The following is a 23,176-nucleotide window of genomic DNA, read 5'->3' as shown; positions in this document are numbered from 1 at the left end:
ATGCAATATACAAACCAAATTTTATTAAGTCATTACCGGATTTCCCAATATTTCCAGCTTCGCAAACTTTTGGACTTCTATACTTGGAAAACCAAAGTCCTCAACCACTTTGCCTTGGATTAAATAACAGCCTGTACCACGAAATGGATAAACAGGTGTAACATTTGAAAAATGCGTCGTATCAAAATAATTCCCTTCCACATCGATAAAGGTTCCGAACCACATCTTCTTATTATTTTTGGTACGCACAGTTTTCTCACAGACATACAGCCCTACCATCCGCACGACCTTACCAATAGACGAGGACAAATCTTTGGTCATGACATCTCCCCTATAGTTTGTTTTTAGCAGATCGAACATCGATAGTGTTAATGGATATCCTAAAAGTTCCAGTTCATGATAGGCATCTTCCAGTTTGGTGTTGACCAGTTCTGGGAGCACAAATTTTTTAGCTTCCAGTTGAAACAGTTCTGCATAGTTATTGGGCTTAGCTTTCTGGCCCAATAGCGAATGTACCTCCCACAGCAGTGTCTTTTTACTCTTTCCTGTAAAACGCAAAGCGCCACAACGGATCAGGATAATCACCTGTTCCAGGCTGATCTCTGTTCGCTTCACAAAATCTTCCAGATTCAAAAAATCACCGTGATGATTCCGCTCTTCAGGAATCACCTCCATATACTTGTTCTCCAGACCTTGGATGCCAACAAATCCAAGAAAGGCATCATTGCGGGAAATAGATACAACAGCAGTACTGCGATTAACGCAAGGCAAGTGCACCAACGCATCTGCCCTTTTCAGCTCATGCACATACAGCCAGCGCGTGTAAAAGCCTCCATAGTTATTCAATACGCCAACCATGAACTCTTTTGGGTAATAGGTTTTCAGGTACAGACTCTGATAGCTCTCCACCGCAAAACTTGCGGAATGCGCTTTTGAAAAACTGTAGCCGGCAAAGCTGGAAACCTGTCGCCAAATCTCTTTAGTGACTTCCTCCGGTCTGCCCAATACCTTAGCCCCTTCATGAAACTTCTCCACCAGCCTGTCAAATTCAACACGGGAACGGTATTTACCACTCATACCACGCCTTAAGATGTCTGCATCTGTGCCATCCATCCCACCATAATGGATACAAACCTTGATCACGTCTTCCTGATAGACCATCACGCCAAAAGTTTCCTTCATTTGCGCTTCCATCACAGGATGCAGGTAAACCACCTGATCTGGCTTGTGAAAATTCTGAATGTAAGTTTTCATCATGCCGGATTGGGCTACTCCCGGACGGATAATCGAGCTTGCAGCGACCAGTGTCAAATAGTTCTCACAGGTTAGTTTGGTCAATAACTGGCGCATAGCTGGGGATTCGATATAAAAGCAACCAATCGTATTCCCAGTCTTCAAACGCGCATTTAGATTCGGATCTTTCATAAAATCCTTGACCTGATGAATGTCAATCCGCTGCCCCTGGTTCTGCGCTATGAGTTTTACGGCCTCCTTAATGTGACCGATGCCGCGCTGAGAAAGGATGTCGTATTTATCATAGCCGATCGCCTCCGCTTCGTACATGTCCCACTGTACAGTTGGCATCCCTTTAGGCGGCAGATCGAGTGCCGTGTAATAGGTAATCGGTTCTTCAGAGATCAGCACACCTCCCGCATGAATACTCCGCTGGTTGGGCATATTAGTCATCAACTGATAGATCATCATAATCCTTTTAAAAGTCTCATTATCAAGATTAAATGAGGCCAAGCTTTGATCTGTAAAACCATCGATCTCCGATTTAGGTAACCCCATCACTTTACCGATTTCACGGATCACAGAGCGGTCTTTAAATGTAGACATGGTGCCCAGTAAGGCCGTGTGTTCCCTGCCATACCGCTTAAAAATATAGTCCTGCACATCTTCCCGTTCGTCCCAGCTGTAATCCAGGTCGAAATCCGGCGGACTCGTTCGCTCTGCATTCAAGAAACGCTCGAAGTAAAGATCCAGATCAATAGGGTCAACATCTGTGATTCTCAGACAATAAGCCACGATACTATTAGCTCCGGATCCCCGACCAACATGGTAATATCCCCTGCGCATAGAATACTGAATAATGTCGTTAGTGATTAAAAAATAAGCACAGAAGTCCAACTCGAAGATCACCTTCAGCTCTTTCTTTAAACGCTTCAATGCTTCCCTATTTTTAGCACCATAGCGATAAAGCATGCCCTCCATTGCAAGCTTCTCCAGCAGTGCTTTGTCGTCCTTTTTGTTGCCAGTAAAGTTTTTTCTGTTCAATTTGACCTTCCCATCCGGATAATCCATTTGGCAGCTGTCCATTAACCTACGGGTATTATCCAGGATATAGGCGTATTTGACAAACTTACTTTCCAGTTCCCCAGGGTTCAGAAAGAGATCTGTTTCCTTACACTTATCTTCCTTTTCTACCATGGTAATCAGGGTATTTAAATCAATTCCCCTCAAGTATTCATGCAACCGGTAACCGATCTTATTGGATACAAAAACTGGCTGTAAGGTGAGCATCTTTTCGGGCTGCTGAACTTCTCGGTTGTACAACTGATGCAGTTCATCAAAGCGGATCCCGACATATTCGTTTGATTTGAGCAGGGCTTTATGGCCAAAAGGAAAAATAGTGTAGGCATTAATAAAAGCTGGCGGCTCATCGGGCAGTTCTTTCTGCGCAAGGTTATAGAAGGTCAGAAAATCATTTAATTCCTTCATCCCTTCCCGGTTCCCGGCGATGCCAATATACAAGAGTTTCTTATCCCTTCTAAACTCCATCCCACCGATAGGCTTGATGCCCTGCTTACGGCATTCCCGCATAAACTCCATTACTCCGGTAGAGTTGTTGATATCCGTCAATACCATTTGCGTGATTCCACGTGCTTTGGCTTCTTCAACCAAAGTTTTGACAGACATGGTGCCGTAGCGCAAACTATATTGGGAATGGACGTTCAGGTACATGCTGCTACAATTTAATGTCCATCACAGCCGCACGGGTTACGGCATCCTGACCAAATCGCTTGCGGATTTTGTCCAGGGCTTGTACAAGACTATACTGTTCCTGGGATTCGCTGTATAGATCGATCTGCTCGAAACCGCTAACCAGGTTACTAAGCCTCACCCCCACCAACCTCAATAGCATTCGCCTATTGTACATCTTCTTAAAAAGTTCCTTAGCTGTTGCGATCAGCAAAATATCCAGAGAAGTATATGGAATCGCCATTTGCTTGGTCTCCGTTTCAAAATTCGCATAACGTATCGTTACCGTCAGGCAAGCGCATAGTTTTTGCTTTTCCCGGAGCTGGAAAGCGATGTCCATCACCTGGGCGACCAGCAGGTTATTGATCATTTCTATGTCTATAGAATCCGCATGAAAAGTACACTGCGTACCAATGGACTTTTGCTCGGAATACGGTATCACCGGGCTATTATCTATCCCTTTGGCTTTCTGTAAGAGCGACAATCCTGATTTTCCCAGAAGGAAGCTCATTTGCTCGGGTTGAATCTGAGATAGGGTAAAAATCTTCTTGATTCCCATATCACTAAGCTTGATAAAGGTCTTCTCGCCAAGCCCTGGGATCTTACGGATCGAAAGGGGGTCTAGGAAAGGCTTTACCTCGAGCTGGGCGACATTCAGTTCTCCGTTGGGTTTGCATTCATTGGTTGCCATTTTGGAAACCGTCTTATTTACGGAAAGTCCAAAAGAGATCGGCAGGCCGGTTTCTTTGATGACAAGAGCTCTGAGTTCGTGTGCAAATTTATTAGTTGAATGATAGCGGTCCATGCCTGTCATGTCAATATAATGCTCATCGATACTGGCTTTTTCTATCAGCGGAACACGGTCTTTCAGTATCGCAGTAATCTCATGTGAAGCTTTAGAGTATTCATCCATATTCCCCCTGATAAAGACGGCGTGCGGACAAAGTTGTTTGGCCATGCGGGAGGACATCGCTGAATGGATGCCAAACTTCCGGGCTTCATAACTGCAGGAGGCAACCACTCCCCGATCGGAAGTCCCACCAATAACAACAGGCTTTCCGATCAGACTGGGATCTTTCTTTACTTCTACAGACACAAAAAAAGCATCCTGGTCCATATGGATGATTTGTTTCTCCGCTGACATGATAAATAACATTAGGTTACTGCTACAAAGCTAGGTCAAATTGCAGCATAGTCCAAACAAAAAACTAATTATATTAGTAATTTATTTGTTATTTAAATTTATAAAGCTAAATATATTAGTTAGGTATTATAGACTAGCCTTAACTGATTTGAAACTGACTGCGCGTGGTCATAAGGAAGTAAGGTCCCCTGTACACCTGGCCTGGAACCTGACGCAAACCATCACTGAAGTTTATGATTTTTTGGTAAAGAAATATTATTGTTTGAAACAATGTCCGACAGCAATATTTGGTCAATAATTCTTTATGTTTGTAACAATAAATTTCACAACTTATTGCTGCTCATTATTTTAAATCCCTTAATATCCGTACCATGAAAGACATTTCCCCATTACTGGTTGAAGGAAGTAAACCTATCGCACATGAAGACTATTACGAATTCCCAATTTTAAGAAATTCGGATGCCTTAAAAGCTAATGCTTATTATTTCAACAGTCCTGAATGGTCAGAAGAATACTTAAAATTTTGCCACCGTAGTGACACATTTAAAGACAGGTGGCAAGCGGCATTAGGAGATCTGACTGGCAAAACGGTCATAGATATTGGCTGTGGTCCTGGAAATATTTTCGCAACCGTTGGCGGAGAACCGGAATATCTGATTGGCGTTGACGTAGCCAAAACTTCTTTAACATTTGCCGAAAAGTCGGGATATATAGGTGTTTTGGCAGATGCCCACCATCTTCCTTTTAAGGGGTAACGCCTAATCTTTTTTATAGTGTGCTCGAACCTCATGGATTCAAGGTTAATGTTTTCCCGCACAACCATGACGTCGGAGCTGAGGTTTTGAATGGGAATATTGGAAAGTCCGAATTTAAATACAAATTAGGCAACATTTTGTCGGGAAGAAATCCCGCGGCTAAGGAAAGCGCGTTATCATTGATGTGTGTGGCTGAAAAATACGAATAGAATGTGTGTTTTGCTCTTTCAGTTGCTTTAGCTTAGAAACTTCCATGCCATTTAACCTATAACCCTGGTCAATTCGTTGATGGCATACAAGGGCAGATTGGTTAGCCAGTCCTCTTTTCTGAAATCAGATATGGACATCCGTATGGCCGTCAACGGCTTGTATTTTTGGCAGAATGTCTTTAAACTTTTGGCTTGCAGGTTTTCTTCCGCTTTAACTTCTATAGGTACAACCTGACCAGCATACTGTACTTAAAAATCTATTTCCGAAGTCGCGTTTTCGGCAGACCAGTAATAGGTAGCCAATTCTTTATTCACAACCAATTGCTGCAACACAAATTGTTCTGTTAATGCACCTTTAAATTCTTCAAACACAATATTGTCTTCTAATAGGGTTTTTACATCTACATCCACCATTGCGCCTACTTCACGGTTTGACGATAATTCCCCCCATAGGGCAGCATTCTTTTTTTGCTGTAAAACCATATCCTATGTAAAAACAAAGCGTAATACAATTTGTGAAAAAGTACCAGATGAAATAAAGCTAAAAAAAATAAATAAGGACAAGGTATTTATGACATTCATTTTCATGAGCTAGGTTGTTTATTAAACAATTGTATTGTTTAAGAATATTGATTATTCAGTAAACGATATTGGCTATTTGCCAATGCCCCCCGGCTTTCATCTCCGCCTACGCTTCTTTGTTTTAGATCTAAATTAATACTTTCATATTTTTTTTGTAATGGCAATTTATTTTAAAGAAGCTCTTTTGATTATTATATTTTTAGCCTGATAATGGGTCTCAGTTTCTGGCCCTTCACTACCGCTATCCCCTTCCATTTGCATATTGATAATAACGTGGTAAGCATTATTGTAAAACTTGAAACCTGTATGTGTTCCCTTTAGTAGACCACCTATAAAATATTCACATTTCGCATCTAAGGTAGGCTTTCCGGCAGAATCCACTATTCTGGAATATCACTTTCGGCTGTCCAGCAATTTATGGAAGTAATCCAGAATGCGGGCCATGTGCCTGGTGCAGTGGGAGCTTTAAAATCTCCGCTTAACTCCAATGCCCTGAATTCATCATTCAACAATAACTTTTCTTTAATGCAATTCCAGTATTTCTATGGTTTCGTCCTTATTCAAATTATCTTTAGATTTTAACTTTCTAAAGTTTTTGATTCGATGAAAGGTGAGGTAATTAGCATCATGAAAATTTCTTGCCCCTTCACTTCCGTCATCATAGGCAGTTCTGGATACTGCTATAATATCCTTACCTTCAAATTGCCAGTCTGCGTACTGAAAACCATGCTTTTTTTTATCAGGATGTTCAAGAATAATAGATTTTACCTGCCACTCTCTAAGGTTAGCAGATGAACATAGCGCCAAAACATTTCTAGTATTGCCGATATAAGCTGCCTTATATCTATCAGGAATATAATTTGAAAGGGTATAGTATAATTTGCTTTTAAGGTCATAGTGAATGGCAAACTTCTTAGATCCTCCGGGAAAATTTATAAATCCATTATCAGGATTAAAAGTAGCGTTTTTTCCATCTTCACTAATTTTAATAATCGCTGCTTTTTCTTTTCCATCACGGTCATAGGCAGTTCTTAAAATATTCACCACATTTCCTTCCTTTGTAACTACCGCGTTGCCCTCCAGCCATCCGCCGAAATAACCGCTCAAATAGGTGGAATCATACCTAAGTCTGTTGCTGCTTATCCAGTTTTCAGCATCCAGAAGATCTGCATCTTCTGAAACAGACATCATAAAAGAGCCGAACATTTTTCCCCAGCCTTTCATTGGTCCCATAGCATCCTCCATTGCTCTCCAAAGCCTCCCCTTATAGTTTATTACTGGCATAGGCGCACAATGGTAGGCACCTTTCAATAATAATCCGCTTTTGTTATCAATGGGCTCTGTCCAGGTATTGCCCCCATCTAAAGATTTACGAATAATAATATTTCCATATTCTTTCCAGGTGCCTAAAATGTAGAGTACCTTTTTATGTAAAAAAAGCTTAGACCAGAATTGACCTTTAATTTCTGCTATGTTTTGCCATGATTTCCCTTTATTAACTGACTTATATATACGTGACACTCCTCTGCTATTTTCAGTACCATTTGGACCAAAAAAATCATGAGAAGCTACATAATCTCCATTGGGTAAAACAGCTATACTTGGAGAACCAATAAATAAACCGGATGATGCCGGACTATAAGCTACAATAGTACCAGGGGGAATATTGCTTATGCCTGCGTTAATATTTTGAGCATATATGCATGGAGCATTAATCAGCAGCAAGCACATCATTAAATAGCAGTTATTAGATAATCTTTTAAAAATTAAGTTAGGCATAGCAATAGTTAAAAAATGGTTGTTAAAAATATTTAAAGTTGATGCTGCAACCAAAGCATCCCTCATGCTATTTTGCTGGTACAAGAACCCAGGATTTGTACCCGGTTCTACAGCTTTCCGTAATCTACAGCGAAGGGGCGGCTGCTTGCAAAGTTTATTTTCAAAGTGCTAGGTAAAAAAATGATTACTGAAAGGTAAAATATTTAAGTTAACAGGGTTGCTCACTTTCCGGAAATACGATTTAGCCGATAATCAGTCGGTGAAACTGCCATTATTTTGGTGAAAAGCCTTGAAAAGTAGTACTGGTCGTCAATTCCCAGCTTGAAAGCAATCTCCTTTATTCTGAGGTTGGTGAATTGCAGGAATTGACAGGCTTTCTGCACTTTCATGTGGTTCAGGTATTCAATGGGTGGAAATCCAGTTCTTCTTTTGAAAACCGAAGAGAAATGGCTTGTCGAACTGTTTACGTGTTTTGCGATCATACTCAGAGTCAACTGCTCATGAAGATTTTCCTGCATAAACTCGAATGAAAGTTCTATCATATCCTTAACTGAGTTTTCAAGGTCAGGCTTGAAATGATCTTTGAAAATAAAGGACGAAAGAAGCTGAGGGAAAATGATATTTACAGAGGTCAGATTCTCAAAACTATATCCATTTACAAGGGTATCATACAACGAATTGAAAAGGTTTATCCTTGCCTCAGAAAAAGGAATACTGCCCTTCAGCGAGGAATAGCTGTTTTTAGATAACTTGATCAGTTCATCAGACTGTTCACCCTTAAAATGGCACCAATAAATTGTCCAGGGGTTTTCCGGGGATGTTTGATAAGAATGTGGGGTGCCATTGGGAATCAGTACAAAATCCCCTCCACGGATTGGATAGCTTATCTTGTTGATTTTGATTAAACCTTCGCCCTCTGTGCAATAAATGAGAATATTCTGTTCAGATCCGTTTGCTCTTTCACGATAATGGAATTTAGCGCGTGGGTAATAACCTATATCTGTTATATAAGCCTTGTTTATTACCTTATTGAGTAGGCAGGATTTATTTAGTAAAGACTTGGGTATGACAATAGCTCTTTGTCCATCAAAACCATCTTTCTTAAAATTTCCTCTAAGCAGCATCATTAAGCAATACTAAATAAATTCCGTCTTTGAAACAAATATATCCTGTTTATTACCTGATTAAACATTTTTTTAGCTTTTCTGCAATCATAATTTTGTCTATCATATTAACACTCCTGTCCATTGGTCATAGCAATAAAAATCAATAAGATTGTAAATAAACTAGTTCAGAAATCTAACCATTTATTGTAAGTATGACAAATAAAATAAATTCCTTTAACGGGAGGTACATTGTTTTTATATCGTTTATCTCAGCACTTGGCGGCTACCTATTCGGATTTGATTTTGCCGTAATATCCGGCGCCCTACCTTTTCTAAGAAATGAATTTGGCTTAAATGAATGGTGGGAAGGCTTTCTTACCGGCTCTTTGGCATTGGGCTGTATGCTGGGATGTCTACTTGCTGGAAGGTCAGCGGACACCTATGGACGCAAGCCCGGACTGATGTTTTCCGCCTTGATATTTGCGGTTTCCTCTATTGGAATGGCCTTAAGTGGCTCCTTAACCATGTTTATCATCATGAGATTTAGTGCCGGGATAGGCGTAGGTATGGCATCCATACTCAGTCCACTCTATATTGCAGAAATCTCACCGGCACAGGTCAGAGGCCGCAATGTGGCAATTAATCAGCTTACCATCGTTATCGGTATTTTGGTTACCAACTTGTGTAACTACTTTCTTGCCGATAATGGTCCAGACGCATGGAGATGGATGTTCGGCCTAGGAGTAGTTCCTTCTCTCTTGTTTTTTTTAGGCGTAATTTTTTTGCCTGAAAGTCCCCGGTGGCAGATACAGAAAGGCTTTTTAGATAAAGCTTTTAAAACCCTTTCCAAGATTGGAGCGGAGGCTTTTGCGGAAAACACTATAGCAGAAGTGAAAAAATCGATTGGTACTGCTACAAAACCGACCTTGAGTATGATCTTTGAAAAAAGCGTGCGCCCTGCATTTGTGGTAGGAATTACCCTTGCCATATTTCAACAGTTATGCGGAATTAATGTAGTTTTCAACTATACTTCAACTATTTTTGAATCGGTTGGAGCAAACCTGGATAGACAGTTGTTTGAGACCGTAGCCATAGGTATCGTTAATCTTGCGTTTACCATTTTAGCGATGACTCAGGTTGACAAATTAGGGAGAAAGCCGCTAATGCTTATTGGTGCCGCAGGACTGTCAGTTGCTTATCTGGTGATTGCCTATCTTCTCAATATTCATGCGAGCGCTAACCTGATCTCTCTGTTCATTCTGGTGGCAATTGCACTGTATTCAACCTCAATCGCACCGGTAACATGGGTGTTGATCTCGGAAATATTTCCAAATAGAATACGCGGTATCGCCTCCTCTATATCTATCGTGAGTCTATGGGGAGCATACTTTGTTCTCGTTTTTACATTTCCTATCCTCGCCAAGGTCATTGGTACCTACGGGCCATTTTATCTCTATTCAGCCATCTGCTTCGCTGGCTTCATCTTTATAAAATTCAAGGTTAAGGAAACAAAGGGACAAACTCTTGAAGAGCTGGAAAGTAATTTTGTATCTCACTAAAATCACAGTTAAATTATAGCATAAAATATTATGAGTGTTAAAGCTTGGGCAGAAACAGTTACTATACCAACCTATGAGGTTGGTAAGCCGGACAAAAACCCTATGTTCTTTGAAAAACGCGTTTATCAGGGAAGTAGTGGTATGGTCTACCCGAATCCGATTATCGAAAAGATATACGACGAAAAAGTCGATAAAGAATATAAGGCCGTCTTTCTTGAGAATAAATACCTTAAAATCATGATCCTTCCTGAACTTGGGGGAAGGGTGCAAATGGCGTATGATAAACTGAAGGATAGGCATTTTATTTATTATAACCAGGTGATAAAACCGGCACTTGTAGGTCTATGCGGCCCCTGGATTTCTGGGGGTATTGAATTCAACTGGCCTCAGCACCACAGGCCGAGTACCTTTGATCCTGTTGAATATGCAATTAGTGAAAATGAGGACGGCAGCAAAACAATATGGGTAAACGAAATCGAAAAGATGTTCCACACAAAGGGTATGGCGGGTTTCACTTTGTATCCCGACAAAGCATATCTGGAGATCAAGGCGAAGCTTATTAACCTTACCAGTATCCCGCAGACGTTTTTATGGTGGGCAAATCCTGCAGTTAAAGTACATGATGATTATCAGTCTGTCTTCCCTCCTGATGTCAATGCTGTATTTGACCATGGAAAGCGTGATGTTTCAAGCTTCCCGATAGCAAAGGGCACTTATTATAAAGTAGATTATTCTCCCGGAACCGACATATCTAAATACAAAAACATACCTGTCCCTACATCCTATATGGCGATAAATTCCAAATATAATTTTGTTGGAGGATATGAGCATGACATCCAGGCAGGGATGTTACATGTTGCGGATCACCATGTATCTCCGGGAAAGAAGCAATGGACATGGGGCAATGGAGACTTCGGACTCGCTTGGGACAGAAATCTGACAGATGAAGATGGTCCGTATATTGAGCTCATGGCGGGAGTTTTTACGGACAATCAGCCAGATTTTGCATGGCTGAAACCTTTTGAAGAAAAAACCTTTACACAGTACTTTCTGCCATACAGGGAATTGGGGGTGGTTAAAAATGCTTCCAAGAACATTCTATTAAGTTTGGACCAGGTTGACGGGGAAATTGTTTTGAAGGTATTCGTGTCTTCCAATCAGCATCTTAAAATGTGTACCTTCTGCTCCGGTATCCTCTACAAGGAAGAATCTCTTCACTTAGTTCCCGAGGATGTTTATATAATAAAAATTCCAGTGATGGAAAACCGGCAGCTCAACGATTTCAGTGTATCCTTTTTTGATGATCAAGGTCAGGCAGTTTTAAGTTACGATCCGATGGATGACAGTGCCGAACAGCCCCTTCCTGAACCTGCCAAACCTGCCCTCTTGCCCCATGAAATAGAAAATAACGAGCAACTTTTTCTAACCGGTCAGCACCTGGAACAGTACAGGCATGCAACCTACCGACCAATGCCATACTATCTGGAAGGGATAAAAAGGGACCCGAATGATATCAGATGCAATAATGCTGTAGGGGCATGGTACCTAAAAAGAGGGATGTTCCAGAAAAGCATCATCTTTTTTGAAAAGGCGGTTTCTACGATTACCAGTAGGAACCCCAATCCGTATAACTGTGAGCCTTACTTCAATCTTGGTCAGTCACATTTTTTTCTTAATGATATAAATGCCGCTTATGATGCTTTTTTCAAAGCCACATGGGACAATGCTTTTCAAGATACAGCATATTATTTAATTGCCCAGATTGATTTGCTTCGAGGCAATGCAGCCTTATCGCTTGAACATATTGATTGGGCATTAGACAAAAATGCAAGAAACGGCAAAGCTTACCACATCAAAATACTTGCGCTTGAAAAATTAGGACAGCTTAAAAAAGCTGAAGCTGTTTGTGCGCTTGCACTTGAACGCGATATGTTCAATTTAAGCGTGGTATATGAACAATTTCTCTTTCTCCTTAAAGCAGGAGAGACAGCTAAGGCCGGGCAAATAAAAAAGCAATTACTAAAACTGAGCGGTGGAACAGCTCATAATGCTATAGAGTATGCGATCGACTATATCCAGTCGGGACTATACCAAAAAGCAATTGATTTTATCGGGCTCATTTTAGGTGATAACCAGAAAGATCCCTTGGTAAATTATTATCTGGCATACACTTATTCAAAGCTTGGCAACGAAAAATTTAAAATGATTTACCTTGATTTAGCATTTAAGGCCGCTACTGAATATTGTTTTCCTAACCGCTTATATGATGTTGTTGTGTTAACATGGGTAATTACTTCAAATGAAACTGATTCAAGAGCGCTTTATTATCTGGGTAACCTTTTTTATGACAAACAACAATATGAGCTTGCCATTGATTTATGGGAACAGGCCTCGCTACTGGACAAAAAATTTCCTACGATTTTTAGAAACCTAGGCCTGGCATATTACAACAAAATGCACGATTCCGTTAAAGCCCTTGAATATTATGAAATTGCTTATTCACTAGACAAAGCCGATACCAGAGTTTTGATGGAACTGGATTCGCTTTATAAAAAGATAAATAAGGAACCAAATTTTAGACTTGACTTTTTAACCAAGAATTCTATAGGTATTCTGAGCAGAGATGACCTTTACCTTGAAATGATCACATTGAATAATTTTCTGGGGAATACCAAGGATGCCTTTGATCAACTAATGTCCCATAAATTTCACCCTTGGGAAGGCGGTGAAGGTAAAGTTTCAGAGCAATACAAAAATTCGCTTATTGCCAATGCGAAAAGAGAGTTGAAATCCAGTAATTTCCAAAAGGCAATTGATCTGCTAGAAATGACGCGTTCTTATCCTGAAAATCTGGGTGAAGGAAAACTCGTTGGGACACCTGAAAATGATATCTTTTATTGGTTTGGATGTGCCTATGAGGGTTTAGGTGATTTAGAAAAGGCGACCAATTATTGGACGAAAGCTACAGCTGGTTCCAGTGAACCAGGAATAACGCATTTTTATAATGATCAACAGCCCGACAAAATTTTCTATCAGGGGTGTTCATGGATAAAGTTGGGAAAAGTTGAACAGGCATCGCATATCTTTCAGCGACTCGTAGACTATGGTGAAGCCCACATCGCAGATGCTGTTACTTTGGATTATTTTGCAGTTTCACTTCCCGATCTTCTCATATTTGAAAGTGACCTATCCGGAAACAATATTGTCCATTGTAAATATATTTCCGCTCTCGGGTATATGGGGCTAAGTAAATTTGATAAGGCAATTGTACTTTTTGAGGAGTTGTTGCAGATAGACAAGGTGAATTATGGATCAAAGATACATTTGGAGACTATTTTGCAGGAAAATCCCGTTACGAAATAATCGAAAATTGATATCCGATTATTTAAAATTCGTGAATTGTTTCCAATGTACTTTCCTCGTCTAATGTATTTTGTATAATGCATTAATAACATTATCCATCTTTTACGTATGGTATCGACAAAGGACAAAATCCAGTTTAGAAATTTATTAGTCTAGGCTTAAATGCTAATTTTTAAAAATACACAAGATGAAAAATTCATTATATATTCCCCTATTCACATCCATTATCCTATTCGGCTATAAAAAATCATTTCTTGAACAACGCCCTTTTGTAAACAGTACGCAAAGCAGCACATCCTGCTTGGTAAATGGTATTGATACTTGCATGCAGAAAACGTCTAAACTAATTGTTAATTTAAATGAAGAAAATCAGACTATCGAACATTTTGGTGCTTCCGACTGCTGGTCGACAAAATTTATCGGAACCTGGGGCAATCAGCAGAAAAAGAACCAGATAGCGGATTACCTATTTAGCCTAGATACCCTTGCTAATGGTCAACCAAAGGGAATCGGTCTCTCCATCTGGAGGTTTAATCTCGGCGCGGGAAGTTTTGAACAAGGGCAACAAAGCGGCATCAACGATGAATGGAGACGTGAGGAATGTTTTCTTAAACAAGATGGCACCTATGACTGGACAAAACAGTCTGGGCAGCAATGGTTTTTAAATGCGGCCAAGGCTCGGGGACTCAATAATTTTCTCGCATTTTCAATATCCCCCCCTGTGCAATATACAATAAACGGCAAGGCTTATGGGCTTGGTACGCCCCAGCTTAACCTTAAGAGCGAATACAAAAATGAATTTGCAGACTTCATGGTAAAGGTTGTTGACCATTTTAAAAGCCAAGGATATAACATGTCTTACCTAAGTCCATTTAATGAACCTCAATGGGATTGGGGAAAGAACAGTAAAGTACAGGAAGGTACAGGCGCAACCAATAGTGAAATTTCTGATATGGTTAAAATTCTTGGGCCTAAAATTAAAAGTGCAGGGCTTTCGACCCAAATAGCACTAGGGGAAGCGGCACAATGGAATTTTCTGAATTCATCAAATACCGATGGACGGGGCAATCAGTTAAGTGAATTTTTTAATCCCGCATCAGCAAACTATGTAGGCTCAACTCCACAGTTAGCCAGCATATTCTCAGCACACAGCTACTACACTACTTGTCCGGTGGATGCATTGATTAAATTCAGGAAAGATGCGTTTATGGCAAAAAATCAGATCGCTCCCAATCTTAGATTGTGGCAGACGGAATTTGGCATTTTAGGGGATATTTGTGGCCAGATCAACGGAGGCCCTAAGAATACAGGAATTGATTATGGCCTTTATGTAGCAAAAGTGATTCACCATGATCTCTCTATAGCGAATGTTACAGCATGGCACTGGTGGCTTGCCATTAGTCCTTATAATTATAGCGACGCTTTGGTTTACGTAAATGATGCCTCCAACAGTTTTAATCTAGAGTCAACAAAAAGCGATGGAATTGTTTCGGACTCCAAACAGCTGTGGTGCCTTGGCAATTACTCCAGGTTTATAAGGCCCGGTATGGTAAGGGTTTACGCTTCATTAAGTTCTGTTACTCAAGAATCTGTCGCTGCATACTCTCAAATGGTTAGCGCTTATAAGGATAAGGTAAATAAAAAAGTAGTTATCGTAATCGTCAATATGGAGTCTTCGGAAAAAAACTATTTACTGGAGGGAGTGATTCCTGCAAATAGTTCAACGGTTCTTACTGCATACACAACAAATGCATCCAGCAACCTTGCAATGTCTAAATTAAAAGCTAACAAAATAAATATTCCTGCAAAATCCGTAGTTACCTTAGTCGGTGATTATTAATAATTTATCATAATGAAAAGACTTCTTCTCTCCTTAATATTTCTTTCTTCCATGTTGTCCCTTCATGCGCAAGATATCTCTATCGCCGGTAAATGGTCTGTCCGGCTGGACACCCTCGACATTGGTAAAAAAAAAATGTGGCAGAATGAACTCTTCGGAGGACAAAGCCTAAATCTGCCCGGAACGCTGGATGAAAGTGGTATTGGGAAGACAAATAATCTTGATACACTTTCAATAAACAAGGCTGTGCTTATTTCCCTTTCCCGCAAACACAGGTATATCGGCGTCGCCTGGTACCAAAAAGAAATTACTTTAACTAAAGCGGTTATCAGGGGAAGTATTCTTCTTGAGCGGGTGATATGGAAGACCGACTGTTGGATCGACGGAGTTTATCTCGGCAGTGCTCATAGTCTGAGTACAGCGCACCAGTTTGAACTGAGTAACCTCAAATCAGGTAAACATACTATAGTCTTGAGGATTGATAATTCCAAACAGTTCGATATCAGTTTCAATGACTTTGCCCATGCTTATACAGATGGAACACAGATCATGTGGAACGGTGTTATAGGTGAAATGAAAATAATTCCATCCGAAAATTTTCGTCTGGATGAACTTCAAGTCTATACAGACCCCTCAACTAAATCTGTCGAAATCAGTGTTGGTATAAATGGCATAGTCCCTTTAGCAAGAAAGAAAATAAGGTATAAAATCTTTAAAAAAGGTAAGCTTTTGGCATCGAAAGTATTTCCAATAGAAGACGACGCCAAACTCAAAAATATCCTAAGAAAAATATCCCTGAAAAATGTTGAGCTTTGGGATGAGTTTAATCCCAATCTGTATAAACTCATCGTAGAACTTGTTGATAGTAAATCTACAATTTTAGCGGCAAATCAAACGAGTTTCGGTTTTCGAAAAATAGGAAATGACAATGGTAGTTTAACACTCAATAATAAACGAATCTTTTTACGCGGGACACTTGACTGTAATATTTACCCCGATCAAGGTCATCCGCCAATGGAAAAGAAAGGATGGATTAAGGTATTTAATACCATTAAACAATATGGGCTCAATCATGTAAGGTATCATTCATGGTGCCCGCCTGAAGCAGCCTTTCAGGTTGCAGATTCTCTCGGCCTGTATCTTCAAGTTGAGCTTCCGTTATGGAGTATCAAAGTTGGTAGTGACAAACCGACCCTTACGTTTCTTCAACAGGAAAGCCAGCGCATGATCTCTAGTTATGGAAACCATCCCTCATTTTGTTTCTGGAGTATGGGTAATGAACTTGAAGGAGATTTTAAATGGCTTAATGAATTAGTCAAGCAATTAAAAAAACAGGATAATAGGCGGTTCTATACCGCAACAACTTTTAGTTTCCAAAAAGGGCATGGACTTGAACCGGAACCTTTTGATGACTTTTTTATTACTCAATATACCAAAAAAGGCTGGATCAGGGGTCAAGGTGTATTCAATGCCGAAGTGCCCAACTTTGATAAAGATTACCGCTTAACAGCCGATAGTATTCCCGTTCCTATAATTGCGCATGAGGTAGGTCAATACTCTATTTTTCCAAACCTTGGCGAAATTAAAAAATATAAAGGCGTGCTTGAACCGCTCAATTTCAAGGCAGTAAGATATGATCTCAAAAAGAAAGGCCTACTAGACCTCGCAGATTCTTTTAAACTGGCAAGCGGGAAATTTGCCGTTATTTTATACAAGGAAGAAATTGAACGAGCGCTTAAGACTAATTCATTAAGTGGTTTCCAATTGCTTGACCTACATGATTTTCCAGGACAAGGTACAGCTTTAGTAGGTCTGTTGGATGCTTTTTGGGAAAGCAAGGGCTTGATAGAGCCTAGCGGTTTCAAAGAATTCTGTTCTGAGGTTGTTCCGCTTTTACGATATAAAAAAGCGTCGTTCCTGAATACCGAAAATTTTACGGGCAGTATGGAGATTGCAAACTTTGGCCAAGGTCGGATAAACGAAAGAGCGGTTTGGGAAGTTACTGATGCTAATAAGCATGTCCTGTACTCAGGTACAACAGACAAAAGATCAATAGGTTTAGGTACCAGCAAACTGGGTGACGTAAGCTTTTCGCTTTCTTCAATCAAAAAGCCCCTTGCCCTCACTTTTACTTTGAAGATCGAGAACACATCATACAAGAACAGCTGGGATTTCTGGGTTTATCCAGCAGCTCCATCAGAGCAAAAAGATAAAGTTTTGTTTACAAGCTCAGTCCAACAGGCGCTTCAGGCTTTAAAAGATGGAAGGACCGTCCTGCTTAATCCTGATAGCTCCGGAATAAATGGCGTAGCGGGTAGGTTTACTTCTGTTTTCTGGAGTCCTGTACATTTTCCTGATCAACCAGGAACAATGGGAATACTTTGCAATCCGCAACATCCAGCCTTAAATAAATTTCCAACTAATTTTCATTCCAACTGGCAGTGGTGGGACTTAATCACAAATTCAAAAACAATGGTGCTCGACGGACTGGAAGGAAGCTATACTCCTATCGTCTCAGTAATTGATAACTTTTTTAAGAACAGGAAAATGGCAGTCATCATTGAATGCAAAGTTGGTAATGGAAAGCTTATTCTTTGCAGTATGGATATCAAAAAAAACCTTCAACAAAGGATCGAAGCCCAACAGCTCCGTACGAGTCTTATGGATTATGCCTCTAGTGAAACCTTTAACCCCGAAAAATCGCTCGACGAATCTGGACTATTAAAATTGTTAAAATAATCAATACTCTCATTTTGACAGAACTTTAACCCATTAATGATGCAGGTGTTTTTTTGTTTAAATTTAATGTCCGTATCAAAATTACAAAAGTAACCAAGCAAGACATCGAGGAAAACTATAAAAAAATAAAATAGCATATTGAAGAATTGTTTTAATTGATCTGAATTTGGAGAAGTGCACTCATCGAGCTCATCAGAATTTAAACTTCAAAGCTCTAGCAGATGTATTAATAGAAATTTAAATCAAAATTGCAAAGTTTTTAGGGGGACGTCAAACCCAACGCATATACTTTAAACGACATAATAATTCAAATTTTGTTTTTATTTATTTTGTGATAGTAAATGTAGGAAATTGCCAAAATTCCTAAAAATATAAATGGGAAAAAAGACAGAAACACAACGCCTTCCACTGCAAAATAACTGATTGAGGCAAATAAAAAGTCAAACGCAAATCCTCCGTAAGCCCATTCTTTTATTAGTTTAGGGACTTTAGGAGTAATTAATGCTAATACGCCTAAAACTTTAAAAACAACTAAGGCGTTTCCAAAGTACTCTGGATAACCCAAGTGTCTAATGCCCTCTTTTGCCAATTCGGTTTGTGAAGTCAAAGCAGGCATTACTCCTTCAAATAAAGCGATGATTGTTGTCGCTACCCAAAATATAATTTTATCTTTTTTCATTGTCGTAATTTATTAGTGGTTAATTCCTTTTTTCAAAATTTAAAATCCAATTGTTCCCAAACTTGTCAGTAAGATCGCCAAACAAAGCACCCCAAAAAGTATTTTCAAGTTGGTGCTTAATTGTTCCACCATCAGAAAGTTTATCAAAAGACATTCTAATATCTTCTTCACTATTGTAATTGAGCATTAAAGAAACTGCATTACCTTTTACAAGACCCGTTTCAGGTGTCATATCTGAACCCATAATTACAAAACCTTGGTTTGTAAGTGTGGAATGTAAAATACATGCTTTCATTTCTTGAGGCATTTGACCAGCCATTGGCGATTCGCCAATTGTTTGAAATTCAAGTTCGCCACCCAAACATTCCTTGTAGAATGTCATCGCTTCACGGCAATTACCGTGAAATAATAGATAAGAATTGATTTGTTTCATTAGTATTCCTTTTCAAATTAGTCATTACTGTTGAGGAAATTTACTTAAATCCATATAAAGAACTTCCCAAAGATGTCCGTCTAAATCTTCAAAACTTCTTTGCTGCATAAAACCAAAGTCCTTTGCTTCGTTGGGCTCTGTACCACCTGCAACAATTGCCCTTTCAATCATCGTATTTACTTCTTCATTACTGTCAACCGACAATGAATTAATAACTGATGCCATTTTAATAGTATTACCAATTTCTTTTTTCGTGAACTCTTTAAATTTTGGGTGCGTTAATAACATCACATAAATCTCTTCTGTTAAAGTCATACAGGCAGCTGTTTCGTCGGTAAACATTGGATTATTTGTAAATCCGATTGCTGTATAAAAGGTCATTGCCTTTTGTAAATCTGCAACAGGCAGATTGATGAAAATTTTCTTTGCCATTTTTTTTATTTTTTAATGCTAACCCTGAATTGAATTAACAATACAAAGATGCAAGGATGTTTAAAACATGCAGTGTGTAAAAATGACAACAAAGGGGCTATTTACGACAAAATTTATTTTATCTTAGCAAGGCAAATAAATCTCAGAAAAAAAATGAAACGTGTAAGCATTCTTGTTCCTGAATGTTCGGTTTTGCAAGCCATTGCCGACCCACAATATTTGTTTTCCGCTGTTAATCAATTTATGGCAGTGTCAGGTAAAATACCATTTTTTGATATCCAATTGGTAGGTTTAAAGAAAGAAATAAAACTGAATGGTGGTTTGTATTCAGTAAATACTTCGCAACTTTTAAAAGATGTTAAGCAAACGGATTTGGTGGTAATTCCCGCTTTGTTTGGAGATATGAAAAATGCAATTGCCCAAAATAAAAAACTTTTACCTTGGATAAGTAAACAATACAATAACGGTGCAGAAATAGCTTCGTTATGTGTTGGTGCTTTCCTTTTGGCTTCTACGGGTTTGCTCAATGGCAAAAAATGTTCTACACATTGGGGCTTTCAAAACGAGTTTCGTGAAATGTTTCCTGAAGTAGAGGTAGTTGAGGGAAGTATTATTACAGAAGAACATCGCATTTATTCAAGTGGTGGTGCAAACTCCTACTGGAATTTATTGTTGCATTTGGTTGAGAAATACACCGATAGGCAAACTGCTATTTTGGCTTCCAAATATTTTGCTATTGATATTGAGAGAGAAAGTCAATCGGTTTTTGCAATGTTTCAAGGTCAAAAAAATCATAATGATAATGCTATAAAACAAGCACAAGAATTTATTGATTATAACATTCAAGCAAAGATTACGATTGATGAGTTGGCTGATTTAGTGTCATTGGGCAGACGGAGTTTTGAAAGAAGGTTTAAAGTCGCCACAAATAATTCTGTTTTGGAATATATCAACAGAGTGAAAATTGAGTCTGCCAAACGATATTTTGAAACAAGTCGTAAAAATATTAATGAAGTTATGTATGATGTCGGTTATACCGATACAAAAGCATTTCGTACTATTTTCAAAAAAAATACTGGTCTAACGCCAATCGAATACAGAAACAAGTACTTGAATTCAAGCTTCAAAAAAAGTCACCCAATGCTGTTTGTGAATGAACCTTAGAAATCAAAACAAAAAAAATGTAATTGAAATAAACATCTTTGTCACGGTATTTTTTATCAAATAAGCAGCTCATTATCAAATAATTAGGTCTTTTTAAATAAACACATTTAGTATCTGACTATCAATGTATTAATTTATGAAAGAAAAACTAATAAAGTAACCATTTACTGATGCTATTTTACTAAAAATTAGATATTTAAGTAGATTTTTGGAAGAATTGTTAAGTGCATCAAAATTGGTGAAGAACCACCCTTAATTACCGTTCACAGGCTGATCTTGAAAAGTCTTTGCTCTTGTCTTAAAGAGCCCTTCTCTTGCCTGAATTTCTACAAATAGTATGTACTGAAAAGAATTGCTAAGAAAATAAAAGCCTCTAAATCTGATATTTAGAGGCTTTTGCATCCAGATGAACTAAAAGTTGTCGGGGTGGCAGGATTCGAACCTACGACCTCCTGCTCCCAAAGCAGGCGCGATACCGGGCTACGCTACACCCCGAACTGGTATCTTCTTTTTTTTACCTCAAGCTAAATCCTTTCCTGGATTAGATAAGTTCACCGGAGTGCCTTATTTATGAAGTGCTGCAAAGATATAAAAATTAATATCCCTAACTAAAGAAATATTAAATAATTCTAAAATAGGTTTCCTGCCAGCACAGAAAGAGATGAGCGTTGTTGATATCAGCTAAAGGCTGATCATTTCCAGATCTATTGTGATAATCTGTTACATATTGGTTTGTAGGTGCATCGCGATCGCAAGCTTTGTTATGCTGTGGTTAACGGCGATAGTATACTTTTTGTTTTTAAACAAGTCAACTTCATTAATGAATCTATATTAGCTTTTGCCCACCGGCTGTGATCTGAACAACTCGGGAACAATTAGGTATCTCCGTACATACTCCTAGGACAAAAGCATTCCTTTGCCCTACTAATATTAGACCTCTCTCAGTCGAGAACTAGTGCACCAGAAGTTTTATTTTGTGGCAAAATTAGAATATGCTGTGGTTTAACTTAAGAATGCTAACGTTAGTTCAGTTGCTTTCCATTTCTATAATTTTAGAATCAGTCAATTCAGCAGGCATATGCATTGATGCCTGCATTACGCTTTCTTCTTCAGCCTGTTCGCCGGGGATGTAGAGAATATAAAATGCATATTCTTTCTCAGTCTTAGACATACTAGCAGTTGTCAGACTGCTTAAATTGGTTTCCACAATGTGTGCATCTTTATGATCAGATAGCCACTTGTTGATTTCAGATTGAAGGGTTGTGATTGACGGTGCAGCAAACAGTTTGATCTTATTCATGAGTCTCGGGTTTACCTATTAAACAACGCGAATGTTACAAGTATGTTTTAAAGCAAGCTAATCAAGGCACTGTATCATCGTTAGCTCTGCCTATTTAATCAACGGGATCACCTTTGAACCAATCAACTCAATGGCCCTGACAAGCTGCTTGTGCGTAAGTCCTGCATTGTCCATCTGAAAGGTAAAACGATCTACTCCTCCAAGGGCTTCGCTATGTCTTAAAAGCTTTTCAGCTACCTTTTCAGGTCCTCCAACAACAAGTACACCTTTAGGAGCGATTAAACCTTCAAACTGTCTTCTCGTTACTGGTGGCCATCCCCTTTCGCGACCTAACTTCGTCCACAATTCCGCATAGCCAGGGTAATAATCCGCTTCGGCCGATTCATCATCCTCAGCAACGTAACCAGGTGAATGCAGTCCAACTTTAAGTTGCTCCAGACTAAATCCTGCTTCCTGACCAGCTTTCCTATAAAGATCAACTAATGGTCGGAAACGTTCTGTCTCACCCCCTATGATCGCAACCATCAATGGCAGTCCAAGTGTTCCTGCGCGAACAAAAGATTCTGGCGTACCTCCTACTCCCAACCATATTGGTATTTTTTCCTGTAAAGGTCTTGGATATACCGGCTGATTAGCTAATGCTGGTCTGAATCTTCCCGACCAGGTAACAAATTCCTTCTCACGAAGCTGCAGCAACAGGCCTAGCTTTTCTTTGAATAAAGCATCATAATCATTCAGATCAAAGCCGAACAAAGGATAAGCTTCAATAGCCGAACCCCGGCCAACCACTATTTCCGCACGACCTTTTGAAATGATATCTAACGTTGCAAGACTTTGAAATACCCTAACAGGATCTGAAGTACTAAGTACAGTTACAGCACTGGTTAATCGAATGTTCTTAGTACGACCGGCTGCTGCTGCAAGTATAACCAGAGGGGCAGAATCCAGAAACTCCTTCTTATGATGTTCGCCTATCCCATAGATATCCAGTCCGGCTTCATCCGCTGCAGTTATTCTATCCAATAGCTGTTCCATGGCTGCTTCACTACTCAATGCGTTTCTTCCGTACATTGCCGAAGCAAAACTATCTATTCCAATTTCCATGATGAA

At 39.3% G+C, this 23,176-nt stretch carries 17 protein-coding genes, 1 tRNA gene and 1 pseudogene; 7 read left to right on the top strand and 12 right to left on the bottom strand.

The genetic code is table 11. The annotated features are described in order from the left end of the window. Positions 1 to 24: 24 nt before the first annotated feature. Positions 25 to 2,964 carry a DNA polymerase III subunit alpha gene (locus ACHFIZ_RS15380; protein ID WP_410887404.1) on the bottom strand — a complete coding sequence of 980 codons (2,940 nt, stop codon included), beginning with the start codon at positions 2,962 to 2,964 and terminating at the stop codon, positions 25 to 27. Positions 2,965 to 2,968: 4 nt separating this feature from the next. Next, entirely contained in the window at positions 2,969 to 4,126 is a 1,158-nt protein-coding gene (dinB, locus tag ACHFIZ_RS15375; RefSeq protein ID WP_410887402.1) for a DNA polymerase IV, read from the bottom strand. Positions 4,127 to 4,497: 371 nt separating this feature from the next. On the opposite strand from dinB, the gene ACHFIZ_RS15370 reads away from it, so the two are divergent. After that, the gene (locus tag ACHFIZ_RS15370) at positions 4,498 to 4,881 is read left to right on the top strand and encodes a class I SAM-dependent methyltransferase (RefSeq protein ID WP_410887400.1); all 384 of its coding nucleotides are present in this window, start codon (positions 4,498 to 4,500) and stop codon (positions 4,879 to 4,881) included. 20 nt (positions 4,882 to 4,901) lie between these two features. Beyond that, the gene (locus ACHFIZ_RS15365; protein ID WP_410887398.1) at positions 4,902 to 5,090 is read left to right on the top strand and encodes a hypothetical protein; all 189 of its coding nucleotides are present in this window, start codon (positions 4,902 to 4,904) and stop codon (positions 5,088 to 5,090) included. Positions 5,091 to 5,339: 249 nt separating this feature from the next. Here ACHFIZ_RS15365 and ACHFIZ_RS15360 read toward each other — a convergent pair whose 3' ends face one another. The 4 genes and pseudogenes from ACHFIZ_RS15360 to ACHFIZ_RS15345 all read right to left on the bottom strand — a co-directional run bounded on the left by ACHFIZ_RS15360 (position 5,340) and on the right by ACHFIZ_RS15345 (position 8,578). Beyond that, a complete protein-coding gene (locus ACHFIZ_RS15360) occupies positions 5,340 to 5,573 on the bottom strand; it encodes a DUF4143 domain-containing protein (RefSeq protein WP_410887397.1) in 234 nt (77 codons plus the stop codon). Between the two features lie 621 nt (positions 5,574 to 6,194). Continuing rightward, positions 6,195 to 7,406, bottom strand: coding sequence for a sialidase family protein (locus tag ACHFIZ_RS15355; RefSeq protein ID WP_410887395.1), 1,212 nt, complete (start codon positions 7,404 to 7,406; stop codon positions 6,195 to 6,197). A gap of 48 nt (positions 7,407 to 7,454) precedes the next feature. Next, positions 7,455 to 7,544 (bottom strand): annotated as a pseudogene (locus ACHFIZ_RS15350) (alpha-L-arabinofuranosidase C-terminal domain-containing protein); the annotation flags it as partial. A 128-nt stretch (positions 7,545 to 7,672) separates the two neighbouring features. Continuing rightward, on the bottom strand, positions 7,673 to 8,578 hold the full coding sequence (locus tag ACHFIZ_RS15345; protein ID WP_410887393.1) for an AraC family transcriptional regulator: 906 nt from the start codon (positions 8,576 to 8,578) through the stop codon (positions 7,673 to 7,675). Positions 8,579 to 8,769: 191 nt separating this feature from the next. On the opposite strand from ACHFIZ_RS15345, the gene ACHFIZ_RS15340 reads away from it, so the two are divergent. From ACHFIZ_RS15340 to ACHFIZ_RS15325, 4 genes are all read left to right on the top strand, one after another. Further along, positions 8,770 to 10,116, top strand: a complete 1,347-nt coding sequence (locus ACHFIZ_RS15340; protein WP_410887391.1) for a sugar porter family MFS transporter — start codon at positions 8,770 to 8,772, stop codon at positions 10,114 to 10,116. Between the two features lie 30 nt (positions 10,117 to 10,146). Beyond that, on the top strand, positions 10,147 to 13,479 hold the full coding sequence (locus ACHFIZ_RS15335; protein WP_410887389.1) for a DUF5107 domain-containing protein: 3,333 nt from the start codon (positions 10,147 to 10,149) through the stop codon (positions 13,477 to 13,479). A gap of 187 nt (positions 13,480 to 13,666) precedes the next feature. After that, on the top strand, positions 13,667 to 15,319 hold the full coding sequence (locus ACHFIZ_RS15330) for a glycoside hydrolase (protein WP_410887387.1): 1,653 nt from the start codon (positions 13,667 to 13,669) through the stop codon (positions 15,317 to 15,319). Between the two features lie 12 nt (positions 15,320 to 15,331). Beyond that, a complete protein-coding gene (locus tag ACHFIZ_RS15325; protein WP_410887385.1) occupies positions 15,332 to 18,058 on the top strand; it encodes a glycoside hydrolase family 2 TIM barrel-domain containing protein in 2,727 nt (908 codons plus the stop codon). A 307-nt stretch (positions 18,059 to 18,365) separates the two neighbouring features. On the opposite strand, the gene ACHFIZ_RS15320 is transcribed toward ACHFIZ_RS15325, so the two are convergent. From ACHFIZ_RS15320 to ACHFIZ_RS15310, 3 genes are read right to left on the bottom strand one after another with little or no spacing between them, the layout of a single operon-like run. Then, complete coding sequence (locus ACHFIZ_RS15320; RefSeq protein WP_410887383.1) at positions 18,366 to 18,737, bottom strand: DoxX family protein; 372 nt, start codon at positions 18,735 to 18,737, stop codon at positions 18,366 to 18,368. Positions 18,738 to 18,756: 19 nt separating this feature from the next. Next, positions 18,757 to 19,170, bottom strand: a complete 414-nt coding sequence (locus tag ACHFIZ_RS15315) for a VOC family protein (RefSeq protein ID WP_410887381.1) — start codon at positions 19,168 to 19,170, stop codon at positions 18,757 to 18,759. Positions 19,171 to 19,194: 24 nt separating this feature from the next. After that, on the bottom strand, positions 19,195 to 19,602 hold the full coding sequence (locus ACHFIZ_RS15310; RefSeq protein ID WP_410887379.1) for a VOC family protein: 408 nt from the start codon (positions 19,600 to 19,602) through the stop codon (positions 19,195 to 19,197). A gap of 153 nt (positions 19,603 to 19,755) precedes the next feature. On the opposite strand from ACHFIZ_RS15310, the gene ACHFIZ_RS15305 reads away from it, so the two are divergent. Then, positions 19,756 to 20,766, top strand: a complete 1,011-nt coding sequence (locus tag ACHFIZ_RS15305; RefSeq protein WP_410887496.1) for a GlxA family transcriptional regulator — start codon at positions 19,756 to 19,758, stop codon at positions 20,764 to 20,766. A 421-nt stretch (positions 20,767 to 21,187) separates the two neighbouring features. Here ACHFIZ_RS15305 and ACHFIZ_RS15300 read toward each other — a convergent pair. The 3 genes from ACHFIZ_RS15300 to ACHFIZ_RS15290 form a co-directional block, all read right to left on the bottom strand. Further along, positions 21,188 to 21,261 (bottom strand) — tRNA-Pro (locus ACHFIZ_RS15300). Between the two features lie 532 nt (positions 21,262 to 21,793). Further along, positions 21,794 to 22,066, bottom strand: coding sequence for a hypothetical protein (locus ACHFIZ_RS15295; RefSeq protein ID WP_410887377.1), 273 nt, complete (start codon positions 22,064 to 22,066; stop codon positions 21,794 to 21,796). Between the two features lie 90 nt (positions 22,067 to 22,156). Beyond that, a complete protein-coding gene (locus ACHFIZ_RS15290) occupies positions 22,157 to 23,170 on the bottom strand; it encodes an LLM class flavin-dependent oxidoreductase (protein WP_410887375.1) in 1,014 nt (337 codons plus the stop codon). Positions 23,171 to 23,176: the final 6 nt, after the last annotated feature.

It is taken from the genome of Pedobacter sp. JCM 36344 (genome assembly GCF_046546555.1).
Lineage (GTDB): Bacteria > Bacteroidota > Bacteroidia > Sphingobacteriales > Sphingobacteriaceae > Pedobacter.
This window is presented reverse-complemented; position numbering and strand designations above follow the sequence as displayed.

Coding starts and splice junctions, on each gene's coding strand:
- ACHFIZ_RS15290 (WP_410887375.1), bottom strand. CDS start 23,170: ATGGAAATTGGAATAGATAGTTTTGCTTCGGCAATGTACGGAAGAAAC.
- ACHFIZ_RS15370 (WP_410887400.1), top strand. CDS start 4,498: ATGAAAGACATTTCCCCATTACTGGTTGAAGGAAGTAAACCTATCGCA.
- ACHFIZ_RS15320 (WP_410887383.1), bottom strand. CDS start 18,737: ATGAAAAAAGATAAAATTATATTTTGGGTAGCGACAACAATCATCGCT.
- ACHFIZ_RS15355 (WP_410887395.1), bottom strand. CDS start 7,406: ATGATGTGCTTGCTGCTGATTAATGCTCCATGCATATATGCTCAAAAT.
- ACHFIZ_RS15335 (WP_410887389.1), top strand. CDS start 10,147: ATGAGTGTTAAAGCTTGGGCAGAAACAGTTACTATACCAACCTATGAG.
- ACHFIZ_RS15295 (WP_410887377.1), bottom strand. CDS start 22,066: ATGAATAAGATCAAACTGTTTGCTGCACCGTCAATCACAACCCTTCAA.
- ACHFIZ_RS15340 (WP_410887391.1), top strand. CDS start 8,770: ATGACAAATAAAATAAATTCCTTTAACGGGAGGTACATTGTTTTTATA.
- ACHFIZ_RS15315 (WP_410887381.1), bottom strand. CDS start 19,170: ATGAAACAAATCAATTCTTATCTATTATTTCACGGTAATTGCCGTGAA.
- ACHFIZ_RS15380 (WP_410887404.1), bottom strand. CDS start 2,964: ATGTACCTGAACGTCCATTCCCAATATAGTTTGCGCTACGGCACCATG.
- ACHFIZ_RS15345 (WP_410887393.1), bottom strand. CDS start 8,578: ATGATGCTGCTTAGAGGAAATTTTAAGAAAGATGGTTTTGATGGACAA.
- ACHFIZ_RS15360 (WP_410887397.1), bottom strand. CDS start 5,573: ATGGTTTTACAGCAAAAAAAGAATGCTGCCCTATGGGGGGAATTATCG.
- ACHFIZ_RS15325 (WP_410887385.1), top strand. CDS start 15,332: ATGAAAAGACTTCTTCTCTCCTTAATATTTCTTTCTTCCATGTTGTCC.
- ACHFIZ_RS15330 (WP_410887387.1), top strand. CDS start 13,667: ATGAAAAATTCATTATATATTCCCCTATTCACATCCATTATCCTATTC.
- dinB (WP_410887402.1), bottom strand. CDS start 4,126: ATGTCAGCGGAGAAACAAATCATCCATATGGACCAGGATGCTTTTTTT.
- ACHFIZ_RS15305 (WP_410887496.1), top strand. CDS start 19,756: ATGAAACGTGTAAGCATTCTTGTTCCTGAATGTTCGGTTTTGCAAGCC.
- ACHFIZ_RS15310 (WP_410887379.1), bottom strand. CDS start 19,602: ATGGCAAAGAAAATTTTCATCAATCTGCCTGTTGCAGATTTACAAAAG.